Origin of the sequence: Streptomyces sp. NPDC021225, assembly GCF_044332865.1 — a bacterium.
In the GTDB taxonomy this organism is placed as follows: domain Bacteria; phylum Actinomycetota; class Actinomycetes; order Streptomycetales; family Streptomycetaceae; genus Streptomyces.
Genome location: NZ_JBIRPV010000013.1, coordinates 158,747 through 177,616, shown reverse-complemented (window position 1 = coordinate 177,616; position 18,870 = coordinate 158,747). Strand labels below are relative to the sequence as shown.

At 72.7% G+C, this 18,870-nt stretch carries 16 protein-coding genes and 1 pseudogene; 14 read left to right on the top strand and 3 right to left on the bottom strand.

Features of this window, described 5'->3' with window-relative positions:
• The first annotated feature begins 49 nt into the window (after positions 1-49).
• On the top strand, positions 50-763 hold the full coding sequence (locus tag ACH4S9_RS38745; RefSeq protein ID WP_398376377.1) for a TetR/AcrR family transcriptional regulator: 714 nt from the start codon (positions 50-52) through the stop codon (positions 761-763).
• Here the strand turns inward: ACH4S9_RS38745 and ACH4S9_RS38740 are convergent.
• Positions 754-2,211, bottom strand: coding sequence for a hypothetical protein (locus ACH4S9_RS38740; protein ID WP_311726978.1), 1,458 nt, complete (start codon positions 2,209-2,211; stop codon positions 754-756). The two genes, ACH4S9_RS38745 and ACH4S9_RS38740, sit on opposite strands and share 10 nt — an antisense overlap.
• 229 nt (positions 2,212-2,440) lie before the next feature.
• On the opposite strand from ACH4S9_RS38740, the gene ACH4S9_RS38735 reads away from it, so the two are divergent.
• The 3 genes from ACH4S9_RS38735 (at position 2,441) to ACH4S9_RS38725 (ending at position 6,215) form a co-directional block, all read left to right on the top strand.
• Positions 2,441-3,139: a DUF305 domain-containing protein gene (locus tag ACH4S9_RS38735; RefSeq protein ID WP_385344634.1), complete on the top strand. Its 699-nt coding sequence runs from the start codon at positions 2,441-2,443 to the stop codon at positions 3,137-3,139.
• 165 nt (positions 3,140-3,304) lie between these two features.
• Positions 3,305-4,651, top strand: a complete 1,347-nt coding sequence (locus ACH4S9_RS38730; RefSeq protein ID WP_358845827.1) for an FAD-dependent oxidoreductase — start codon at positions 3,305-3,307, stop codon at positions 4,649-4,651.
• A gap of 169 nt (positions 4,652-4,820) precedes the next feature.
• Positions 4,821-6,215, top strand: a complete 1,395-nt coding sequence (locus ACH4S9_RS38725) for a nucleobase:cation symporter-2 family protein (RefSeq protein WP_398376375.1) — start codon at positions 4,821-4,823, stop codon at positions 6,213-6,215.
• Here the strand turns inward: ACH4S9_RS38725 and ACH4S9_RS38720 are convergent.
• A complete protein-coding gene (locus ACH4S9_RS38720; RefSeq protein WP_358845829.1) occupies positions 6,129-6,503 on the bottom strand; it encodes a helix-turn-helix domain-containing protein in 375 nt (124 codons plus the stop codon). The two genes, ACH4S9_RS38725 and ACH4S9_RS38720, sit on opposite strands and share 87 nt — an antisense overlap.
• Before the next feature lie 132 nt (positions 6,504-6,635).
• Here ACH4S9_RS38720 and ACH4S9_RS38715 point away from each other — a divergent pair, with 132 nt between their 5' ends.
• From ACH4S9_RS38715 to ACH4S9_RS38690, 6 genes are all read left to right on the top strand, one after another.
• On the top strand, positions 6,636-7,733 hold the full coding sequence (locus tag ACH4S9_RS38715) for an NADH:flavin oxidoreductase/NADH oxidase (RefSeq protein ID WP_398376372.1): 1,098 nt from the start codon (positions 6,636-6,638) through the stop codon (positions 7,731-7,733).
• 87 nt (positions 7,734-7,820) lie between these two features.
• Positions 7,821-8,906 (top strand): exo-alpha-sialidase, encoded by a 1,086-nt coding sequence (locus tag ACH4S9_RS38710; RefSeq protein ID WP_398376370.1) that lies wholly within the window; start codon positions 7,821-7,823, stop codon positions 8,904-8,906.
• A 93-nt stretch (positions 8,907-8,999) separates the two neighbouring features.
• Positions 9,000-9,674: a uracil-DNA glycosylase gene (locus ACH4S9_RS38705; RefSeq protein ID WP_311726838.1), complete on the top strand. Its 675-nt coding sequence runs from the start codon at positions 9,000-9,002 to the stop codon at positions 9,672-9,674.
• Positions 9,675-9,713: 39 nt separating this feature from the next.
• Positions 9,714-10,532 (top strand): phospholipid scramblase-related protein, encoded by an 819-nt coding sequence (locus ACH4S9_RS38700; protein WP_311726839.1) that lies wholly within the window; start codon positions 9,714-9,716, stop codon positions 10,530-10,532.
• Complete coding sequence (locus ACH4S9_RS38695) at positions 10,513-11,640, top strand: N-acetylglucosamine kinase (RefSeq protein WP_398376367.1); 1,128 nt, start codon at positions 10,513-10,515, stop codon at positions 11,638-11,640. The genes ACH4S9_RS38700 and ACH4S9_RS38695 overlap by 20 nt, the downstream gene beginning before the upstream one ends.
• Before the next feature lie 172 nt (positions 11,641-11,812).
• On the top strand, positions 11,813-12,805 hold the full coding sequence (locus ACH4S9_RS38690; protein WP_311726841.1) for a hypothetical protein: 993 nt from the start codon (positions 11,813-11,815) through the stop codon (positions 12,803-12,805).
• 112 nt (positions 12,806-12,917) lie between these two features.
• Here ACH4S9_RS38690 and ACH4S9_RS38685 read toward each other — a convergent pair whose 3' ends face one another.
• A complete protein-coding gene (locus ACH4S9_RS38685) occupies positions 12,918-14,036 on the bottom strand; it encodes a lactonase family protein (protein ID WP_398376365.1) in 1,119 nt (372 codons plus the stop codon).
• A gap of 68 nt (positions 14,037-14,104) precedes the next feature.
• Between ACH4S9_RS38685 and ACH4S9_RS38680 the strand changes: the two are divergent.
• From ACH4S9_RS38680 to ACH4S9_RS38665, 4 genes and pseudogenes are all read left to right on the top strand, one after another.
• Positions 14,105-14,569: pseudogene (locus ACH4S9_RS38680) on the top strand (HAD family hydrolase); the annotation flags it as partial.
• A 75-nt stretch (positions 14,570-14,644) separates the two neighbouring features.
• The gene (locus ACH4S9_RS38675; protein ID WP_398376363.1) at positions 14,645-15,577 is read left to right on the top strand and encodes a D-alanyl-D-alanine carboxypeptidase family protein; all 933 of its coding nucleotides are present in this window, start codon (positions 14,645-14,647) and stop codon (positions 15,575-15,577) included.
• A gap of 134 nt (positions 15,578-15,711) precedes the next feature.
• Complete coding sequence (locus ACH4S9_RS38670) at positions 15,712-16,623, top strand: right-handed parallel beta-helix repeat-containing protein (RefSeq protein WP_398376361.1); 912 nt, start codon at positions 15,712-15,714, stop codon at positions 16,621-16,623.
• A 273-nt stretch (positions 16,624-16,896) separates the two neighbouring features.
• On the top strand, positions 16,897-18,801 hold the full coding sequence (locus tag ACH4S9_RS38665; RefSeq protein WP_398376359.1) for a serine/threonine-protein kinase: 1,905 nt from the start codon (positions 16,897-16,899) through the stop codon (positions 18,799-18,801).
• Positions 18,802-18,870: the final 69 nt, after the last annotated feature.

Below are 18,870 nucleotides of genomic sequence, written 5' to 3'. Positions count from 1 at the left end.
ACCGCACTGAGTATATTGGCCATGAGCCAGTCAACGCAGGAGTTACAGCATGTCCCCCCGCAGCCCTTCGGTCAATGAGGAGTTGCGCCGCCGGTCCCAGGAGCGCCTGCTTCAGGCGACGGTCGATCTGGTCGGCGAGCGCGGCTACGAGGCGACGACTCTCGCCGACATCGCCGACCGGGCCGGGGCGGCGCGCGGTCTGGTTTCGTACTACTTCCCGGGCAAGCGCCAGTTGCTCCAGACGGCCGTGCACCGGCTGATGCACCTGGAGCTGGCCAAGGGGCTGGAGCGGGAGCCGCGGCCGGAGGGCGAGGGCGCGGGCCGCGAGTGGCTGGCGCGGGCGATCGACGCGATCCTGGGGCTCGCTGTGGAGCGTCCGCTGCTGATGCGGACGCATATGGCGGGCATTCTGACGGCCGAGGGGTTCATCCAGTGCCCCGAGCAGCAGCGGCTGGCCCTGCTGCTGCGCGACACGATGGTGCGGTACGGATCGCCGGACCCGGACGCGGACTACCCGCTGTTACGTGCGCAGCTGATGGGCGCGGTGGTCGCGCTGCTGCTGCCGGGGGCTCCGATGCCGGTCGAGCGGCTGCGGGCGGAGCTGTTCAACCGCTACGGGCTGGAGTGGGAGTTGGGCCGCCCGCCGGGCGCGGAACGGCCCGGCGGGACGGACGAGCAGGACGAGCAGGACGAGCGAGACGGGCAGGACAGCCAGGACGCCCCGGACGACCTGGGGTCGTCCGGGGCGGGTGGTCAGCGGTAGTCGGGCTGCGTCTGCACGTTCAGCTCGGGCACCCGCACCGACCGGGCGCTGTCGGTGCGCCGGTCGTCGATCTTCAGGACGTCGAAGCCCTTGGCGATGTCGTTCGAGTAGATGTAGCCGTTGTAGTAGTACGCGGACCAGGAGCCGCCGCCGACCAGCGTCTCGGTGGAGATGGGGCCGCGCTCGAAGTAGCCGATCTCCTTGGGGTGATCGGAGTCGGTGAACTCCCAGATGGACACGCCGCCCTGGTACCAGGCCTGGACCATGATGTCGCGGCCCTTGACCGGGATCAGCGAGCCGTTGTGGGCGACGCAGTTCTCGGTGTTCGCCTGGTGGCGCGGGATCTTGTAGTAGCTCCGGAAGACCAGCTTGCGGCGGTCGCCCTTGCCGACGATGTCGTAGATGCCGTCGGCGCCGCGGTTCGGGCCGACCTCGGCGTTGCAGGTCGCGGCCCCGCCGCCGCCGAGCTCGTCGGTGAACACGACCTTGTCGCCGCGCTCGTTGAAGGTCGCCGAGTGCCAGAAGGCGAAGTTGACGTTGTCCTCGACCCGGTCGATGACGCGCGGCTTGGCCGGGTTGGCGATGTCCAGAAGGATGCCGTCACCCATGCACGCGCCCGCCGCCAGCTTCAGCTTGGGGAAGGTGGTGATGTCGTGGCAGCCGGTCGTCTTGGACACGCCCGGGTTGGTGGGAGCGCCCGGGTTGCCGCCGTCCGGGAAGAGCACCGGGAAGTCGATGACGGCCGACTTCTCGGGGGCGCTGCGCGGCACCTTGATGACGGAGATCCCGTCGTGCGGCGGCTGGCAGTCCGGGAAGGTGGCGTCCGGGGAGTACGAGGAGACGTAGATGTAGACGTTCTGCCGCTCGGGCACCAGGGTGTGGGTGTGGGAGCCGCAGGCGGTCTCGACGGCCGCGACGTACTTCGGCGCGGTCTTGTCGGTGATGTCGAAGACCTTCATGCCCTCCCAGGACGACTTCTCCGTGGCGGGCTGCGTGGTGCTGTTGCAGGAGTTGTCGCTGCGCGAGGAGTCCGTGGACAGGAAGAGCAGGTTCCCGGAGACGCTGATGTCGTTCTGGGAGCCGGGGCAGAGCACCTGGCTGACGGTCTTCGGCTGCTTCGGGTTGCTGATGTCGTAGATGACGAAGCCGTCGTAGTTGCCCGCGAAGGCGTACTTGCCCTGGAAGGCCAGGTCGGAGTTGGTGCCCTTGAGGGCCTGCTTGGGGATGTTGGTCAGATGGCTGACGTTGTCGCTGTGGACGACCTCGTCCACGCCGGGTATCTCGCCGCTCTTGATGGCCGCCTTGACGTCAGCGGCCTGATCCTCCGTTACCCGCTTGCCCTTGGGGTCGGCGCCGGGGTCGGGCGTCGCGGCCGCCGGGCTCGCGGCGAACAGCGAGGCGAGGAGGCCGAAGGCGACGACGGCTGTACCGAAGTGCCGGGGCCGCATCGGGGATCTGTGGCGCACCTGGAATCTGTGCCACGGCTTCAACTGCGTCCTCCCTTGGTTCACGTTCGGGTTGAACGATGCGTGGACCTGAGTCGTGGGCAGTATGGCTTGTTTCATGTACAGACCAACAGTCGGCAATGAATATGTAACGAAGATTCTCGGCCGGGATCGGCGACTTACGTGCTAATACGGTCACCAGCACAGCTTGCAAGCATCCCTGGAGGTCACGGTGTTGATCCGGCGTACGACCACGACCACCCGCGCCGTCCGGCTCGCGGTCGCGGCGGTGACCGCGGCCCTGGCGCTGGCCCTCACCGGCTGCGAGTCCGAAGGCGGCGCCAAGGCCGACGACAAGGGCAAGGAGGCCGGTCCCTCGGTGATCGCGCCGGGCAAGCCCGGCGAGGCGGCCGAGAAGCTGACGGCCGAGGAGGCGGCGAAGGCGAAGAAGGAGGACGACTCCCCCAACTCGGCCGATTTCGCGTACGTGAGCATGATGATCGAGCATCACCGGCAGGCCCTGGTGATGACCGATCTGGCCCCCGACCGGGCGAAGTCGTCGAAGGTCAAGCGGCTCGCCGAGCGCATCGCCGCCGGGCAGCAGCCGGAGATCGAGGCGATGCAGGGCTGGCAGAAGACGAACGGCTGGACGAAGGACCAGGGCGGCGGCGCGCCGGAGCACGCGGGCGGGCACGGCCACGACGCCATGCCCGGCATGGCCACCGAGAAGCAGCTGGACCAGCTGCGCGCGGCCCGCGGCGCCGACTTCGACAAGCTCTTCCTCAAGCTCATGATCACCCATCACTCCGGTGCGGTCTCCATGGCCACGGACGTCCTGGCCAAGGGCAACAACCTGCGGGTGGAGGAGATGGCGGACGACGTCATCTCTCAGCAGAGCGCCGAGATCCGGCGGATGGAGCAGCTCGGATAGCGCAGGCTCGGAGAGCCGAAAGCCGGCGCCCGGGCCGATGGCCGGCGCCCCGGCGTCAGCCTTCGGCCCGGATGTCACCCGGGAGCCTGGCATCGGGTGTGTAATTCCGGACCGGAGCCCGTCCCGGGTGCGATGCTGGAGACATCCTGCGGAAGGAGCTCCTCCGTGCTTCGCGTAGCAGTCGTCGGTTCCGGGCCGAGCGGGGTCTACGCCGCCCAGGCGCTCGTCCAGCAGCAGACCGTGCCCGATGTGGCCGTGGACGTACTGGACCGGCTGCCGTGCCCGTACGGCCTGGTGCGCTACGGGGTCGCCCCGGACCACGAGAAGATCAAGTCGCTCCAGAACACCCTGCGCACGGTCCTGGAGCACCCCCGGGTCAGCTTCCTGGGCAATGTGCCGGTGGGGCCCGCGCCGCTGGTGCCCGAGCGGCTGCTGGGGCTCTACCACGCGGTCGTGTACTGCGTCGGGGCGGCGTCCGACCGCCGGCTCGGCGTCCCCGGGGAGGAGCTGCCGGGCAGCTTCTCGGCCACCGAGTTCGTCTCCTGGTACAGCGCCCACCCCGACTCGGCGATCGACGCCTTCGCGCTGGGGGCGCGCTCCGCCGTGGTCATCGGGGTCGGCAATGTCGCGGTCGACGTGGCGCGGGTGCTCGCCCGCGGGGCGGAGGAGCTGCGCGCCACCGATGTGCCGCACGCCGCGCTCGGCGTGCTCGCCGACAGCCGGGTGGCCGATGTCCACATGGTCGGCAGGCGCGGTCCGTCGCAGGCCAAATTCACCACCAAGGAGCTGCGCGAGCTCGGCGCGCTGGCCGGTGCCGATGTGCTGGTGCGGCCCGAGGAGCTGGCGATGGATCCGGCGTTCGCGGACCCGTCGGAGCTGCCGGGGGCCGGCCGGCGCAATGTGGAGGTGCTGCGCGACTGGGCGCGCCGCGCCCCCGAAGGCCGGCCGCGCCGGATCCATCTGCGGTTCTTCCTGCGCCCGGCGGCGCTGCTCGGCGATGCCTCCGTACGGGCGGTGCGGTTCGAGCGGACCGCGCCGGACGGGATGGGCGGGGTCGCGGGGACCGGCGAGTTCGAGGACGTACCGGCGCAGCTGGTGCTGCGGTCGGTGGGCTACCGGGGCGTACCGCTGCCGGGGCTGCCGTTCGCCACGGACAGCGGGACGGTCCCGCATGCCGAGGGGCGGGTGGTGCGCGGCGGCGCGCCGTCGCCCGGCGAGTATGTCGCGGGGTGGATCAAGCGCGGTCCGACCGGGGTGATCGGCACGAACCGCTCGTGTGCCAAGGAGACCGTCGCCTCCCTCCTGTCCGACGCGGACGCCCTGGCCTCGCGCCCGGTGGCCGAGGACCCGCGGGAGGCGCTGCGGGCGATGGGCCTGGAGCCGGTGGAGTGGCCCGGCTGGCTGCGGATCGAGGCGGCGGAGTCGGCGCTCGGGCAGGCGCTGGGGCGGCAGCGGGTGAAGATCCCGGACTGGCCCGGGCTGCTGACGGCGGCCCGCGACGCTCGGGGCTGAGCTCCGGGAGCGCTCGGCGCCGAGCCCCGGCGGCCTGGTCACACGGCGGCAACGCCGGGGAAATCAACAAACTGTTCAAGGCTTCTACCGTCGCGTCCTGTTGTCGTGCTACCCACTCCCCAGCTGCCTCATCAGCCGCAGCGTTCCCGTAGCCGCCCAAGGAGCCCGTATGAAGTCCGCACGCCACCCCGTGGACGAGGTCCCGCCGCCCGGACAGCTCGCCGCCTTCGATCTTCAGCATGTGCTCGCGATGTACGCGGGCGCCGTCGCCGTGCCGCTGATCGTCGGCGGTGCCATGAAGCTGCCGCCCGCTGACCTGGCGTATCTCATCAACGCCGACCTGCTGCTGTGCGGGATAGCCACCGTCCTCCAGTGCGTCGGACTATGGCGGTTCGGCGTACGGCTGCCGATCATGCAGGGCTGCACCTTCGCCGCGGTCACCCCGATGGTGCTGATCGGCACCGAGGGCGGCGGGCTGCCGGCGATCTACGGCTCGGTGATCGTCGCGGGGGTGGCGATGATCCTGCTCGCGCCGGTCTTCGGACGGCTGCTGCGCTTCTTCCCGCCCCTGGTGACCGGCACGGTGATCCTCGTCATCGGACTGTCGCTGCTGCCGGTGGCGGGCAACTGGGCCGCGGGCGGCCAGGGTTCCGCGGACTTCGGGGCGCCGAAGAACCTGGGGCTGGCCGCCGGGGTACTGGTCACCGTTCTGGCCGTGCAGCGCTTCGCGCCCGGCTTCCTGGGCCGGATCGCGGTGCTGGTGGGCATCGTGGCCGGGACGGCGGCGGCCGCGCCGCTCGGCTTCACCGACTTCTCGGGCATCGGCGACACCGACTGGCTCGGCGTCTCCACGCCCTTCCACTTCGGCGCCCCGACCTTCGAGGGGGCGGCCATCGCTTCGATGCTGGTAGTCGCGTTGGTGACGATGACCGAGACGACCGGGGACTTCATCGCGGTGGGCGAGATGACCGGCCGCGAGGTCGACGCGCGGCGGCTCGCGGACGGGCTGCGCGCGGACGGCGCGGCCACCCTGCTCGGCGGGGTCTTCAACACCTTCCCGTACACCGCCTTCGCCCAGAACGTCGGCCTGGTGGGGATGACGCGGGTGCGCAGCCGGTGGGTGGTGGCCACGGCGGGCGGCATTCTGGTGCTGCTGGGCCTGGCGCCCAAGCTGGGCGCGCTGGTCGCGGCGGTCCCGGCGCCGGTGCTGGGCGGGGCCGGTCTGGTGATGTTCGGCACGGTCGCGGCGAGCGGGCTGCGGACCCTGGCGGGGGTGGACTTCCGGGACAACCACAACCTCACGGTGGTCGCGGTGTCGGTCGCCGTCGGGCTGCTGCCGGTCGGTGTGCCGGGCGTGTACCAGGAGTTTCCGCACTGGTTCCAGACGGTGATGAACAGCGGGATCAGCGCGGGCTGCCTCACCGCCATCGCGCTCAACCTGCTCTTCAACCATCTGCCGGCCGGGGCCGGGCGGGGCTCAGCCCCGGTCGTCGGCGGGGCGCAGGTCCTGGCGGGCGGCGGCGAGCAGGACGCTGTCGAGCAGCCCGGGGAACAGCGCCTCTAGGTCCTCGCGGCGCAGCGCGTTCATCTTGGCCGTGCCGCGGTAGATCTGGCTGATCACGCCGCACTCCCTGAGCACCCGGAAGTGGTGGGTGGAGGTGGACTTGGTCACCGGCAGGTCCACGTCCGAGCAGGTCAGCTCGTGGGCCTCGGCCGCCAGGGCCCGCACCACCCGCAGCCGCATCGGATCGGACAGCGCGTGCAGCACGTCCTCGAGGCGGATGTCGTCGCGCGCGGGGTGCTCGAGCGAACGGCCGGTCGGCTGTTCCTGGGCGGGGGTCTGCGTCTGCACGGCTACTCCTCGGTGCCTGGCTGGCAGACCCATTCTACGAGCATGGTACGAGAGTCTTCGTAATTTGACGCCTGGCGTACTACGAGGGTTATCGTACAAGGGTCCCGTGGAAGACATGAGAGGGAGCCTGCCGTGAGCGCGCTGTTCGAGCCTTACACCCTGCGGTCGCTGACCATTCCCAACCGGATCTGGATGTCGCCCATGTGCCAGTACTCCGCCGAGGTCGACGGCCCGGACGCGGGTGTGGCCGGCGACTGGCACTTCTCGCACTACACCTCGCGGGCCGTCGGCGGCACCGGTCTGGTCCTGGTCGAGGCCACCGCCGTCAGCCCCGAGGGCCGGATCAGCCCCGCCGACCTGGGCCTGTGGAACGACACCCAGACCGACGCCTTCCGCCGGATCACCGCCTTCCTCAAGGCCCACGGCACCACGCCGGGCATTCAGCTGGCCCACGCCGGACGCAAGGCCTCGACCGACCGGCCGTGGCTGGGCGGCGGGCCCGTGGCCGAGGACGGGGGCGGCTGGCAGCCCCTCGGACCCAGCCCGGTGCCGTTCGACGAAGGTCACCCGGTGCCCGAGGAGCTGACGGCCGACCAGATCCGCGAGGTCGTGAACCAGTTCGCCGAGGCGGCGCGGCGCGCGCTGGCCGCCGGGTTCGAGGTCGCCGAGGTCCATGGCGCGCACGGCTATCTGATCGGCGAGTTCCTCTCGCCGTACAGCAACCACCGCACCGACGAGTACGGCGGGTCCTTCGAGAACCGGACGCGCTTCGCGCTCGAGGTCGTGGACGCCGTACGCGCGGTGTGGCCGGACGAACTCCCGCTGTTCTTCCGGATCTCGGCGACCGACTGGCTGACCGAGGACGACTCCGACGAACGCCAGGGCTGGACCGCCGACGACACCGTCCGGTTCGCGCGCGAGCTCAAGGCACACGGCGTGGATCTGCTGGACGTCTCCACCGGCGGCAACGCGGCGCGGGTGCGGATCCCGACCGGCCCGGGCTACCAGGTGCCGTTCGCCGCGCGGGTCAAGGCGGAGACCGGGCTGCCGGTCGCCGCGGTCGGCCTGATCACCGAGCCGGAGCAGGCCGAGAAGATCGTCGCCAATGACGAGGCGGACGCCGTGCTGCTCGGCCGGGAGCTGCTGCGCGACCCGTACTGGGCGCGGCGCGCGGCGCGCGAGCTGGGTGCGGCCGTCACGGCCCCCTCGCAGTACGGCCGGGCCGTCTGACCTGCGGCTGCGTGGACCGAGCAGGCCGTTGTCAGTGGCGGGGTGCAGACTCTGTGATGTCGGACACATCGCAAGGAGTGATGCCCCATGGACGACGTCCTGCTCGCCATCGGCACCCGTAAGGGGCTGTTCCTCGGGCGCCGCGGCGGTGGGGGCTGGGAGCTGACCGGTCCGCACTTCCCGATGCAGGCGGTGTACTCCGTCGGCATCGACACCCGCCGCGCCGTGCCCCGGCTGCTGGTCGGGGCGGACAGCTCCCACTGGGGCCCGTCGGTCTTCCGCTCCGACGACCTCGGGCGCAGCTGGCATGAGCCGCCCGCGCCCGCGGTCCGCTTCCCCGAGGGCACCGACACCTCGCTGGAGCGGGTGTGGCAGCTGCATCCGGCCGGGCCCGCCGCGCCCGAGGTGGTGTACGCGGGCACCCAGCCGGGCGCCCTCTTCCGGTCCGACGACGGCGGCGAGACCTTCGAGTTCGTACGGAGCCTGTGGGACCACCCGCAGCGGCCGGAGTGGGGCGCGGGCTTCGGCGGCCAGGCGGTCCACACGGTCGTCACCGACCCCCGCGACGCCGACGCGGTGCTGGCGGCCGTGTCCTCGGGCGGGGTGTACCGGTCGGCGGACGGCGGGGCGAGCTGGGCGCCGTCCAACACCGGGCTGAAGGCGGAGTTCCTGCCCGACCACCACCCGGAGTTCGGCCAGTGCGTGCACAAGATCGCGCCGGACGCGGTGGACCCCGACCGGCTGTATCTCCAGAACCACGGCGGGGTGTACCGCAGCGACGACGCCGGGGCGACCTGGACGGAGATCGGCAAGGGGCTCCCCGCCGACTTCGGATTCGCGGTCGCCGCCCACCCCAGGCGCGGCGGCGTCGCCTATGTGTTCCCGGTCAACGACGGCTCGGACCGCTATCCGCCCGACTACCGCTGCCGGATCTACCGCACCGAGGACGCGGGGGCGTCGTGGTCCGAGCTGTCCGCCGGGCTGCCGGAGGAGCACCACTACGGGGTGGTCCTGCGGGACGCGCTGCGCACGGACGACGCCGACCCGGCGGGCGTCTACTTCGGCAATCGCAACGGCGAGGTGTACGCGAGCGCGGACGACGGCGACAGCTGGCGGCTGGTCGCCGAGCATCTGCCGGACGTCCTGTGCGTGCGGGCCGCGGTGGTGGGGTGAGGTGCGTACCCGGGTGAGGTGCGTACCCGGGTGAGGGGCGGGCTCCGGTGAGCTGGCGCACGGCCACGCACCGAGCCACTAGAGTGACGCGACGTGGCACGACCCTTGAACGAAATCGTAGAAGCAGGCTGGGCCAAGGCACTTGAACCGGTCGAAGGACGCATCGCCGCGATGGGCGACTTCCTGCGGGCCGAGATAGCGGCGGGGCGCACCTACCTCCCGGCCGGGAAGAATGTGCTGCGCGCCTTCCAACAGCCCTTCGACGAGGTGCGAGTCCTGATCGTGGGTCAGGATCCCTATCCGACGCCCGGCCACGCGGTGGGGCTGAGCTTCTCGGTGGCCCCCGAGGTGCGGCCGCTGCCCGGCAGCCTGGAGAACATCTACCGAGAGCTGCACACCGACCTCGGTCTGCCCCGCCCCTCCAACGGCGATCTGACCCCGTGGTCCGAGCAGGGCGTGCTGCTGCTCAACAAGGCGCTGACCACCGCGCCGCGCAGGCCCGCCGCCCACCGCGGAAAGGGCTGGGAGGAAGTCACCGAGCAGGCCATCCGGGCGCTGGCCGCGCGCGGCCGCCCCCTGGTGTCCATCCTGTGGGGCCGCGACGCCCGGAACGTACGGCCGCTGCTCGGGAGCCTGCCGGCCGTCGAGTCCGCCCACCCTTCCCCCATGTCGGCCGACCGCGGCTTCTTCGGCTCACGTCCGTTCAGCCGCGCCAATGACCTCCTCGTACAGCAAGGGGCCCAGCCGGTGGACTGGCGCCTTCCCTGACCGCTTCCTTCCTGGTGAGCGGCAGGTAGTCTGCCCGCCATGACGACACACCCGAACACCCCTGCGGGCTGGTACGCCGACCCGCAGGGCACGCCGAACCAGCTGCGCTGGTGGGACGGCGCACAGTGGACCGAGCACACCCACCCGGGCCAGCCGGGGCAGGTACCGCAGCAGCCGGCCCAGCCGGTCGCGGACCCGGCGAAGATCCAGCATCAGGTGCAGCAGCAGGCGGGTGTCGCCCCGGTCTACGCGGGCGGCGGCACGCTCTTCAGCGAGCCGGTGCTGGTGGTGAACCAGAAGGCCAAGCTGATCGAGCTCACCAACGAGTACAGCGTCTTCGACCAGCACGGGCGGACCATAGGGTCGGTGGTCCAGGTCGGCCAGAGCACGCTCAAGAAGGTGGCTCGGTTCATGACGAGCCTCGACCAGTTCATGACCCACAAGCTGGAGATCCGCGACGCCCACGGGCAGCCGCATCTGGTGCTCACCCGCCCGGCGAAGTTCATCAAGTCCAAGGTGCTGGTGACACGCCCGGACGGCCAGCCGGTCGGCGAGATCGTGCAGCAGAACGCCATCGGCAAGATCAACTTCGCGATTCAGGTCAATGGCCAGCAGATCGGCGCCATCAAGGCGGAGAACTGGCGCGCCTGGAACTTCGCCATCGTCGACCACACCGACGTCGAGGTCGCCCGGATCACCAAGACCTGGGAAGGTCTGGCGAAGACGATGTTCACCACCGCGGACAACTACGTCCTCCAGATCCACCGCCAGCTGCCCGATCCGCTGCTGAGCCTCGTCGTGGCCACCGCACTCACCGTGGACACGGCGCTCAAGCAGGATGCGCGCGGGTTCGGCTGAGCCGGTGGGCGACCGCACAAAGCGGGAAACACAGCGGGAATTCGTCCTCGGGATCGACTCGGGCGGCTCCGGCGTCCGGGTCGCGCTGTCCCATGGCGACGGTCCGGGGAACGGCCCGACCTGGTCCTCGCCCACGCCCGCCGTGGTCGGCGACCGGGGCATCGACGCGGAGAGCCTGCTGGCCCGGGTGGAGCCCGCCGCCCACGCGCTGCTGCGCGAGGCGGGAGCGGACCGTGTGGCGGCGGTGTGCGTCGGCGCCGCGGGCATGGCCACGCTCGGCGACGATCTGCGCGCCAAGCTGCCCGACGCGCTGGCGCGTTCGTTCGGCGCCCGGCGACTGGCCCTGGCGGCCGACGGGGTGACCGCCTACGCCGGGGCCCTCGGCCAGCGGTCCGGCGCCGTGGTCGCGGCCGGCACCGGCCTGATCGCCCTGGGCGCCCTGGTCGCCCTGCCGGGCGACACCAGTGACGACACCGCGGACGGCGCGGCGGACGACTTGGCAGGCGACGCGGCGGGCGATGCACGCGCGGGCGGCGGCTGGCGGCGCGCCGACGGCTGGGGCCATCTCCTCGGCGACTGCGGCGGCGGCGCCTGGATCGGCCGGGCCGGCCTGGAGGCGGCGATGCGCGCGTACGACGGGCGCGACGGCGGCTCCCGTCCGCTCCTGGCCCGTCTGGAGGCGGTGTTCGGCCCGGCCTGCGAGCTGCCGGGCAAGCTGTACCCGCGCCCGGACCGGCCCGCCGTACTGGCCTCGTTCGCGCCCGAGGTCGGGCGGTGCGCGGCGGAGCGGGACCCGGTCGCGGACGCGATCCTGCGGGACGCCGCACGGCACATCGCCGAGGCCGCGGCAGCGGTCTGCCCCGATACCGAGGGATGCGCGGTGGGGCTCACCGGCGGCCTGTTCCGGATGGGCGACCCGCTGCTCGTGCCCCTGCGCGCCCAGTTGGCGGCGCGGCTGCCGCACGCCCGCGTGACCGAGGCGGCGGGAGACCCGCTGACCGGCGCGGTGCGGATCGCCGCGGCGCTCGCCGGTGACTCGCTGCGCCTTCCGATGGACGCCGCGCTGCTGCGTGTCGTGGACGTCGGCCCGGCAGCGGCCAAGCCCTGATGCTCTGATTCCCTGATGCTCTGACGCCCTGAGCCCGCCGATACACGACCCGGCACGGCACCGCAGGGCTTTGTACGCCGTCGCGCAGTTCGCCTCGGCAAATGGGGACAGATACCCCCGCCTCGCACCCTCCCGAACAGTCGATCACAACAAGCGACTAACATGCGGCGCCATGAGCTCCCCCACTGGGCCCGCGTCCGGCCTGCCTGTACGAATGCCGCGTCCCCGCCAGCCCGGACGGCACCGCCGACCGGAGCCCGTGGCCGCCCCCGTCGGCGCACCTCCGCTGGTACTCGCCGTCCCGGGCTCGCCCGACGGCGCCACCCGGAGCCTGGCCGAGGAGATCGTGAGCATCGCCCGTTCCGAGCTGCCCGGCCTGGACGCCCGGATCGGTTACGTGGACGGCGACGGGGACACGGCGGACTTCCCGGCCCTGGAGTCCGTGCTCACCCGCGCCGCCCAGGAGCGCGGCGAGCGCGCGCGCCTGGCCGCCGCGGCTGCCCGGGCCGAGGCGGAGGCGGTCCGGGCCGAGGCCGAGGCGCTCGGCGAGGAGGCCCCGGTGGTGGCCGCCGAGCCCGCCGCCGCGGACGAGGCGGCGTCCGCCGTCGTGGTGCCGCTGCTCGCCGGGCCGGACAACGCGCTGCTGCGCCGGATACGCCAGGCCGTCAAGCACAGCGGCTCCGCCGCCGAACTCACCGACGTCCTCGGCCCGCACCCGCTCCTCGCCGAGGCCCTGCACGTGCGCCTCTCGGAGGCGGGCCTGGCCCGCGCCGACCGCGCCCGCCTGTTCACCGTCGCGACCGCCGCGGACGGGATCATCCTGGCGACGGTCGGCGGCGCCGAGGCGACCCAGGCCGGTGGCATCACCGGCATGCTGCTCTCCGCGCGCCTGGCCGTGCCGGTGATGGCCGCCGCGCTGGACGAGGACGGGGCCGTCATGCGCGTCGCCGAGCAGCTCCGCTCGGCGGGCTCCGCCCGGCTCGCCCTCGCCCCCTACCTGATCGGCCCGGAGGTCGCGGCCGACCTCCCCGCGGCCGCCGCCGAGGAGGCGGAGTGCGCGGCCGCGGAGGCGCTCGGCGCGTACCCGGCCGTCGGCAAGCTGGTGCTGTCGAAGTACGCGACGGTGCTGGGCATCAAGCTCCAGCCCGCCCCGGCGATGCGCTGACACCGCGCCGGGCCGCGTCACGGACGCCGTGCGGGCCGCCGAGCCCGCCCGCGGCGGCCGGGTCGGGCACCGCCGAGTGCCCGACCTGGCCGCGGGCACCCCGGCCGCGCGCTCAGGCGAAGATCACGCACGAGGCCGCGGGGGCGGCGAGCGAGCCCCCCGGGGTCGGCACGCCGGTGGTCGGATCGATGTCGAACCAGGTCACCTCGCCGGAGCGCTGGTTCGCGGCGTAGAGGTGGCGGCCCGAGGGGGCCAGGGTCAGATCGCGGGGCCAGCGCCCACCACAGGGCGTGGTGGCGACCAGCGTCATGGTGTCGCCGGAGGCGCCGAGGGCGAGGGTCGCGACGCTGTCGTGGCCGCGGTTGGCGACCCAGACGAAGCGGCCGTCCGCCGAGACGACGACCTCGGAGGGGAAGTTGGGGACGTCCGTGCCGTCCGGCACGACGCGTACCTCGCCGAGCGCGTCGAGGGTGCCGGACGCCGCGTCCCACCGGCACACCGTGACCGTCGAGTCCAGCTCGTTGACGACGTAAGCGCGGTGGCCGCGGGGGTGGAAGGCGAGGTGGCGCGGGCCGCTGCCGGGGCGCAGCCGGGCCTCGCGGTGCGCGCGCGGGGGCGCGTCCACGGTACGCACCGCGGCCCGCCGTACGCCCTGCCCGCCCCGTGCGTCCGGCTCGCCCGGTGCGTCCGGCTCGCCCAGCGCGTACACCCACACCGAGTCCGTGCCCAGGTCGACCGCGAGCACCCAGCGGCCGGACGGGTCAGGGACGACGGCGTGCGCGTGCGGGCCCTCCTGGCGGTCGGTGACCGGCCCGCCGCCCTCGTGGCGCAGCACCGCCGACGGTTCGGCGAGCGCGCCGCCGTCCCGGACCGGGAGCGCGGTGACGCTCCCGGAGCCGTAGTTGGCGGTGAGGAGACACCCGGCGGCGAGCGCGAGATGCGTCGGGACGGCGCCGCGCACCGGTACGGGCGGGCCGAGCGGAGCGGGCGGCCGGGCGGGGTCGGCGACGCTCAGGGCGGCGGCCGCGCCGTCGTCGGTCTCGCTCACCGCGTAGAGGACCTGGCCGCCGGGGGCGAGCGCGAGGTAGGAGGGGTTGGGCACGGCGTCCGTCGTGTGCAGAACGCTCAGCGCGCCCGTCTCCGCGTCCACGGACGCGACCGCGATCCCGGCGCCGCCCTCCGAGGTGAACGATCCGATGTACGCCCGCTGTCCCCTGCCCGTGGTGCTCACCGCACTGCCCTTCCGCCGACATCACCGTGGAGGGCCGACGCTAACGCAGCCGCGGGGCCCGGCGCGCGAGGTGGGCGCGCGAGCGGGCCACGGCCTTCCCCGGGATGCGCGAGTTCGTGGAACTGCCGCACGCCGCCGGGCACCCCCTCGCCGTCGCGTCCGGCTCCTCCCGCGCCGCGATCGAGGCCGCGCTGGAGGCCACCGGGCTGGGCGCCCGGCTGACCGTCCGCGTCTCGTCGGAGGACGTCGGTCGCAGCAAGCCGGAGCCGGATGTGTTCCTTGAGGCCGCGCGCCTGCTGGGCGCCGCCCCCGCCGACTGTGTGGTGGTGGAGGACTCGGCGCCGGGGGTCGAGGCGGCGCGCCGGGCGGGGATGCGGTGCATCGCCGTGCCGTATGTGCCGGACGGGCAGGGCGACGGCGCCGGGCAGGGCGGCGACGCGGCGTTCGCCTCGGCCGGGCTGCTCTTCCCGGGCGGCCATCGGGAGTTCGACGCCCGGGCCGCCTACGACTGGACCACCGCGAACGGCAACTGACGCCCCGACGTCCATCGATTCATCCCCCAGTGACATGATGCGCTCGCCCAATAATCACGAGGAGATGGAGGGCATATGAGAAGATTAGGGGGAACCGCGGTGCGGCGCTGGGGAGCGGCCGTCATCGCATCCACGGCGGCGTTGACGATCGCGCTGCCCGTGTCGACGGCCGAGGCCGCCGGCGGCCCGTCGGGTATCAGCGCCAAGGGCGCGTATCTGATGGACAACGGCACCAACACGCGGCTGTGGTCCAAGGGGGCCGACGCCAAGCGCCCGATGGCGAGCACCACCAAGCTCATGACCGCGATGGTGGTGCTCGACACCAGGGGGTTGAACCTCGGCAAGAAGGTCACCGTCAAGCAGTCGTACATCGACTACGTCGCCCGCGTCGGCGGCAGCAAGGCGGACCTGAAGAAGGGGGACAAGCTCACCGTCAAGCAGCTGCTGTACGGTCTGCTGCTGCCCTCCGGCTGCGACGCGGCCATGGCGCTCGCCGACACGTTCGGCACCGGTGACACCACGGCCAAGCGCACCAAGTCGTTCATCTCCCAGATGAACAAGAAGGCGTCCGCGCTGGGGATGACCAAGACCCACTACGACACCTTCGACGGCATCTCGTTCGGGGAGCAGAACTACACCACCCCGCGCGACATGGCCAAGCTCGCCCGGCACGCGCTCGGCAACTCCACCCTCACCACGGTCGTCAAGTCCGTCGACACCGTTCAGAAGGCGCCGGCGGCCAACGGCAGGACGAGGACGTACTCCTGGAACAACACCAACCGGCTGCTGGGTTCGTACAGCGGCGCGATCGGCATCAAGACGGGCACCGGCACGGCGCCCGGCAGGTGTCTCGTCTTCGCCGCCAAGCGAAACGGACGCACGGTGGTGGGCGTGATACTCAACGCCCCGAAGCGGTACCCGGACGCCAAGAAGATGCTGGACTGGGCGTTCGACACCAACACCAAGGTGTCATGGCGCCAGTTGCCCCAGGGCACGCCGCAGGACTGATCCTCTCCGTCCCGTAGCGCCCGGCAGCACGCGACGCCCCGCCCGGACCGGTTCCGACCGGTTCCGGGCGGGGCGTCGTGCCGTTCGCCCGGAGCGGGGACCGGTCCCGGCGCCGCCTGTCTACGGTGGCCGGCATGCGGATCACGCGGATCACCCGGAAACTCGTCGTCGGCTTTCTCGCCATCTCGATCCTGGCGCTCCTGATCACGCTGACCGGGCCCTGGGCGGGGGCGCGCGGCGCCGAGGCCGGCGCGGCGCCGCGCTGCACCCGCCACGCCGCCGGCCCCGGCGACGCGGCGCGCTCGGCTCGCCCGGGCGACGTGGTCTGCTTCGACGGCGATCTGACCCGGCGCCGGCTGGTCATCACCAAGGGCGGGACACCGCGGCAGCCGATCGTCTACTCCGGCCGCGGCGACACCGTGAACGGGATCACGGTCGAGGCCGACAACGTGGTCGTCCAGGGGTTCCGGGCGGTCCGCCCCCGGGCGCCGGGGATCGAGCTGACCGGCCGTCGGATCACCCTGCGGGACAACACCGTGATCCGCCCGAAGGGCGGGGACGGCGACGGCATCCGCTTCTTCGGCGACGACCTCACCATCGCGCACAACACGGTGCGCGACACGGACAACAGCGGCGGCAGGCACGCCGACTGCATGCAGACGTTCGCCAGCGACACCCCGCCCAGCCACCGGGTGCGCATCGAGGGCAACCGCTGCGAGCAGGTGGACAACATGTGCCTCATGGCAGAGGGGCCGAACGACGGCGAGGGCGACGGGCGGGGCGCCTCCGGGGACTTCGTCATCAAGGACAACTTCTGTGAGACGCTGCGCGCTTCACAGGCCCTGATGTTCGAGGACGTCCAGAACGCGACCATCACCGGGAACACCTTCGCCGCGCCGACCCACCACGCCATCGGGCTCGCCGTCCACTCCACGGGTGCCCGGGTCCGCGGCAACACGCTCCACGCCGGGATCCGCTACGAGGTCGGCATCGACGCCTCGTCGCGGCGGGGCTACGAGGGCCCGGAGCCCGGCGGGGAGCCGTAACAGCCCTGTTGGGGAGGGCAGGGGCGGGGGACGTGGTCCGCAGGGGTGGGCCGCGTCCCCCGCCTCCGTCATGCGCTCCCCCGCCACCCCGAGCGCTCCGCGGGCGCTCCTGCGACCGCCCGGCGTACGCCGCCGCGGGCCGCCTCGCCTCCACACATGCGGGGGTTTGGTAAGTGCGCCCGAAACGCTGTGTGCTCGCCTCCTCACGCAGTAAGTTCGGTGCGCGCGCCAGGTCATGGCGCGACGTGAGCCGGTGTGAGGGGAGTGTCCGAAGTGCGCCCGGGTGGGAAGGTCGGCAAGTACCGGCTCACGAAGGGGCCCGTCAACGGAGGCAGAGGCGCGGTCTGGTTCGCCGTCGACACGGAGCTGGGTCGGCCGGTCGTACTGAAACGGGCCCTGGCCGAAGACAACAGCCGGGCCGCCTTCGACGAACTCCTGGCCGAGGCCCGTGCGCTGGCGAAGTTCAGCCATCCGAACGTGGTCACCCTCTACGGAGCCGAACGCTCCGGCCGGGGCCGGAAGACCACCTTCTGGCTGGTGATGGAGCATGTGACCGGCGGCAGCCTGGACGGCTCGGCCCGGCTGCCCGCGAAGCTCGCCGCCCATGTCGGCGCCCAGGTCGCGAACGCCCTGGACGCACTGCACGCCAAGGGCATCGTGCACTGCGACGTCAAACCGCACAACGTGGTGATCTCCGAGGACGGGGTCGCCAAGCTGGCCGACTTCGGCGCCGCGTACCGCATCGACGGCAGCAGGACGGTCACGCCGAGCGGCCCGATCAGCCTCACCCCCGCCTATGCCGCCCCCGAGGCCTTCCGGGGGGCGCCGGAGCGGGCGTCGGATGTGTTCTCGCTCGGGGCCACGGTGTACGCGCTGGTCACCGGGGAGACGCCACCGCGCGGCCCCGGGCGCGCGATCCGGACCGAGGCGCTGGCCGAGGAGGTGGGGCCGCTGCGCGAGGTGCTCACCGCGATGCTTCAGCGCGACCCGGGGCGGCGGCCCGGCGCGGCGGCGGCGCTGCGGGCGCTGCGGGAGATCGCGGGGCCGGTGGACCAGCTTCCGCGGGTGCCGCTCGAGGAGGTGACCAAGCCTTACCCGCCTCCCGAAGAGTCCCCTGAGGCGCATGGGCCCACCGGGCCCGATGAGACCGGCGTGGCCCGGCTGCCGTCCCTGCTGCGCCGCCGCTCCCTGCTCGCCGGGGGCGCGGCCGCCACGGTGGTGGCGGCCGCCGCGGTGGCCATGGTGCTGTGGCCGAACGACGGGGACGGTGGCGGCCGCTCGGCCCACGCCGAGGAATCGCCGACCGCCACACCGACCGCCAGGGCGACCGGCGACGACTTCGGCATCGGGGACCCCCGTACGGTGGATCCGTGCGCGCTGCTGAGCACCAGCCCGTTCGAGCGATTCGGGGACAACGCCCAACTGGACCCGCGGTACGGCAATTACGACCGCTGCGACATCGTGCTGAGCTCGGACGAGAGCGAGATCGTCGATGTGACGGTGGACCTCGACACCGAGGATCCGCCGAGCGCCGCGACGGCCAGGATGTCGGGGAGGGTCGGCGTCATCACGGAGCCCGCCGAGAGCGAGGAGTGCGGTCGCACGCTGGTGCTGTCGGGTGTGCGCGACATCGTCATCAGGGTCGAGGCGAAGCTGACCGACGACGCCAAGGCGCCGCTGTGCGAGATCGCCGACGCCGCCGTCGAGCACGCGGTCACCGTGCTCAACCGGGGCGAGGTCCCGCGCCGCTCGCCGAAGCTCCCGGCCGACTCGCTGGCCCGTCAGGACGCCTGCGGGCTGCTCGACGCCCGGGCGCTGGAGGTCGTCCCGGGCATCGACGCCCGCGACCTGGACGTCGGTTTCGGCCGCTGGACCTGCGGCTGGCACAGCACCACCAACCGCATGGCGGTGCGGCTGGTGTTCGACCAGGGCTTCCTCTCGCCCCCGGACAACGCCCGGTTCACCGAGCTCGCCGGACGCGACGCCGTCGTGATGCCGGAGTACGAGGGCGACTCCACCTGCACCGTCGATGTGTTCTACCACCCCCACCAGGGCCAGGACGACGGGCCGACCGAGCGGCTGCGCCTGGTGGTCAGCGGGGCACGGGCCCAGGGCCGGCCCTGCGAGACGGCGACCGATCTCGCCCGGTCGGCCGCCGCCGCTCTTCCGGCCGTCTGACCCACGTCCGAGCGGGAGGGGTCCCGCCGCCGGTGGGGCACAGTGGGTCCCGGACGGCACGACCCGAGG

Coding starts and splice junctions, on each gene's coding strand:
- ACH4S9_RS38745 (WP_398376377.1), top strand. CDS start 50: ATGTCCCCCCGCAGCCCTTCGGTCAATGAGGAGTTGCGCCGCCGGTCC.
- ACH4S9_RS38740 (WP_311726978.1), bottom strand. CDS start 2,211: ATGCGGCCCCGGCACTTCGGTACAGCCGTCGTCGCCTTCGGCCTCCTC.
- ACH4S9_RS38725 (WP_398376375.1), top strand. CDS start 4,821: ATGAAGTCCGCACGCCACCCCGTGGACGAGGTCCCGCCGCCCGGACAG.
- ACH4S9_RS38710 (WP_398376370.1), top strand. CDS start 7,821: ATGGACGACGTCCTGCTCGCCATCGGCACCCGTAAGGGGCTGTTCCTC.
- ACH4S9_RS38700 (WP_311726839.1), top strand. CDS start 9,714: ATGACGACACACCCGAACACCCCTGCGGGCTGGTACGCCGACCCGCAG.
- ACH4S9_RS38695 (WP_398376367.1), top strand. CDS start 10,513: ATGCGCGCGGGTTCGGCTGAGCCGGTGGGCGACCGCACAAAGCGGGAA.
- ACH4S9_RS38690 (WP_311726841.1), top strand. CDS start 11,813: ATGAGCTCCCCCACTGGGCCCGCGTCCGGCCTGCCTGTACGAATGCCG.
- ACH4S9_RS38675 (WP_398376363.1), top strand. CDS start 14,645: ATGAGAAGATTAGGGGGAACCGCGGTGCGGCGCTGGGGAGCGGCCGTC.
- ACH4S9_RS38670 (WP_398376361.1), top strand. CDS start 15,712: ATGCGGATCACGCGGATCACCCGGAAACTCGTCGTCGGCTTTCTCGCC.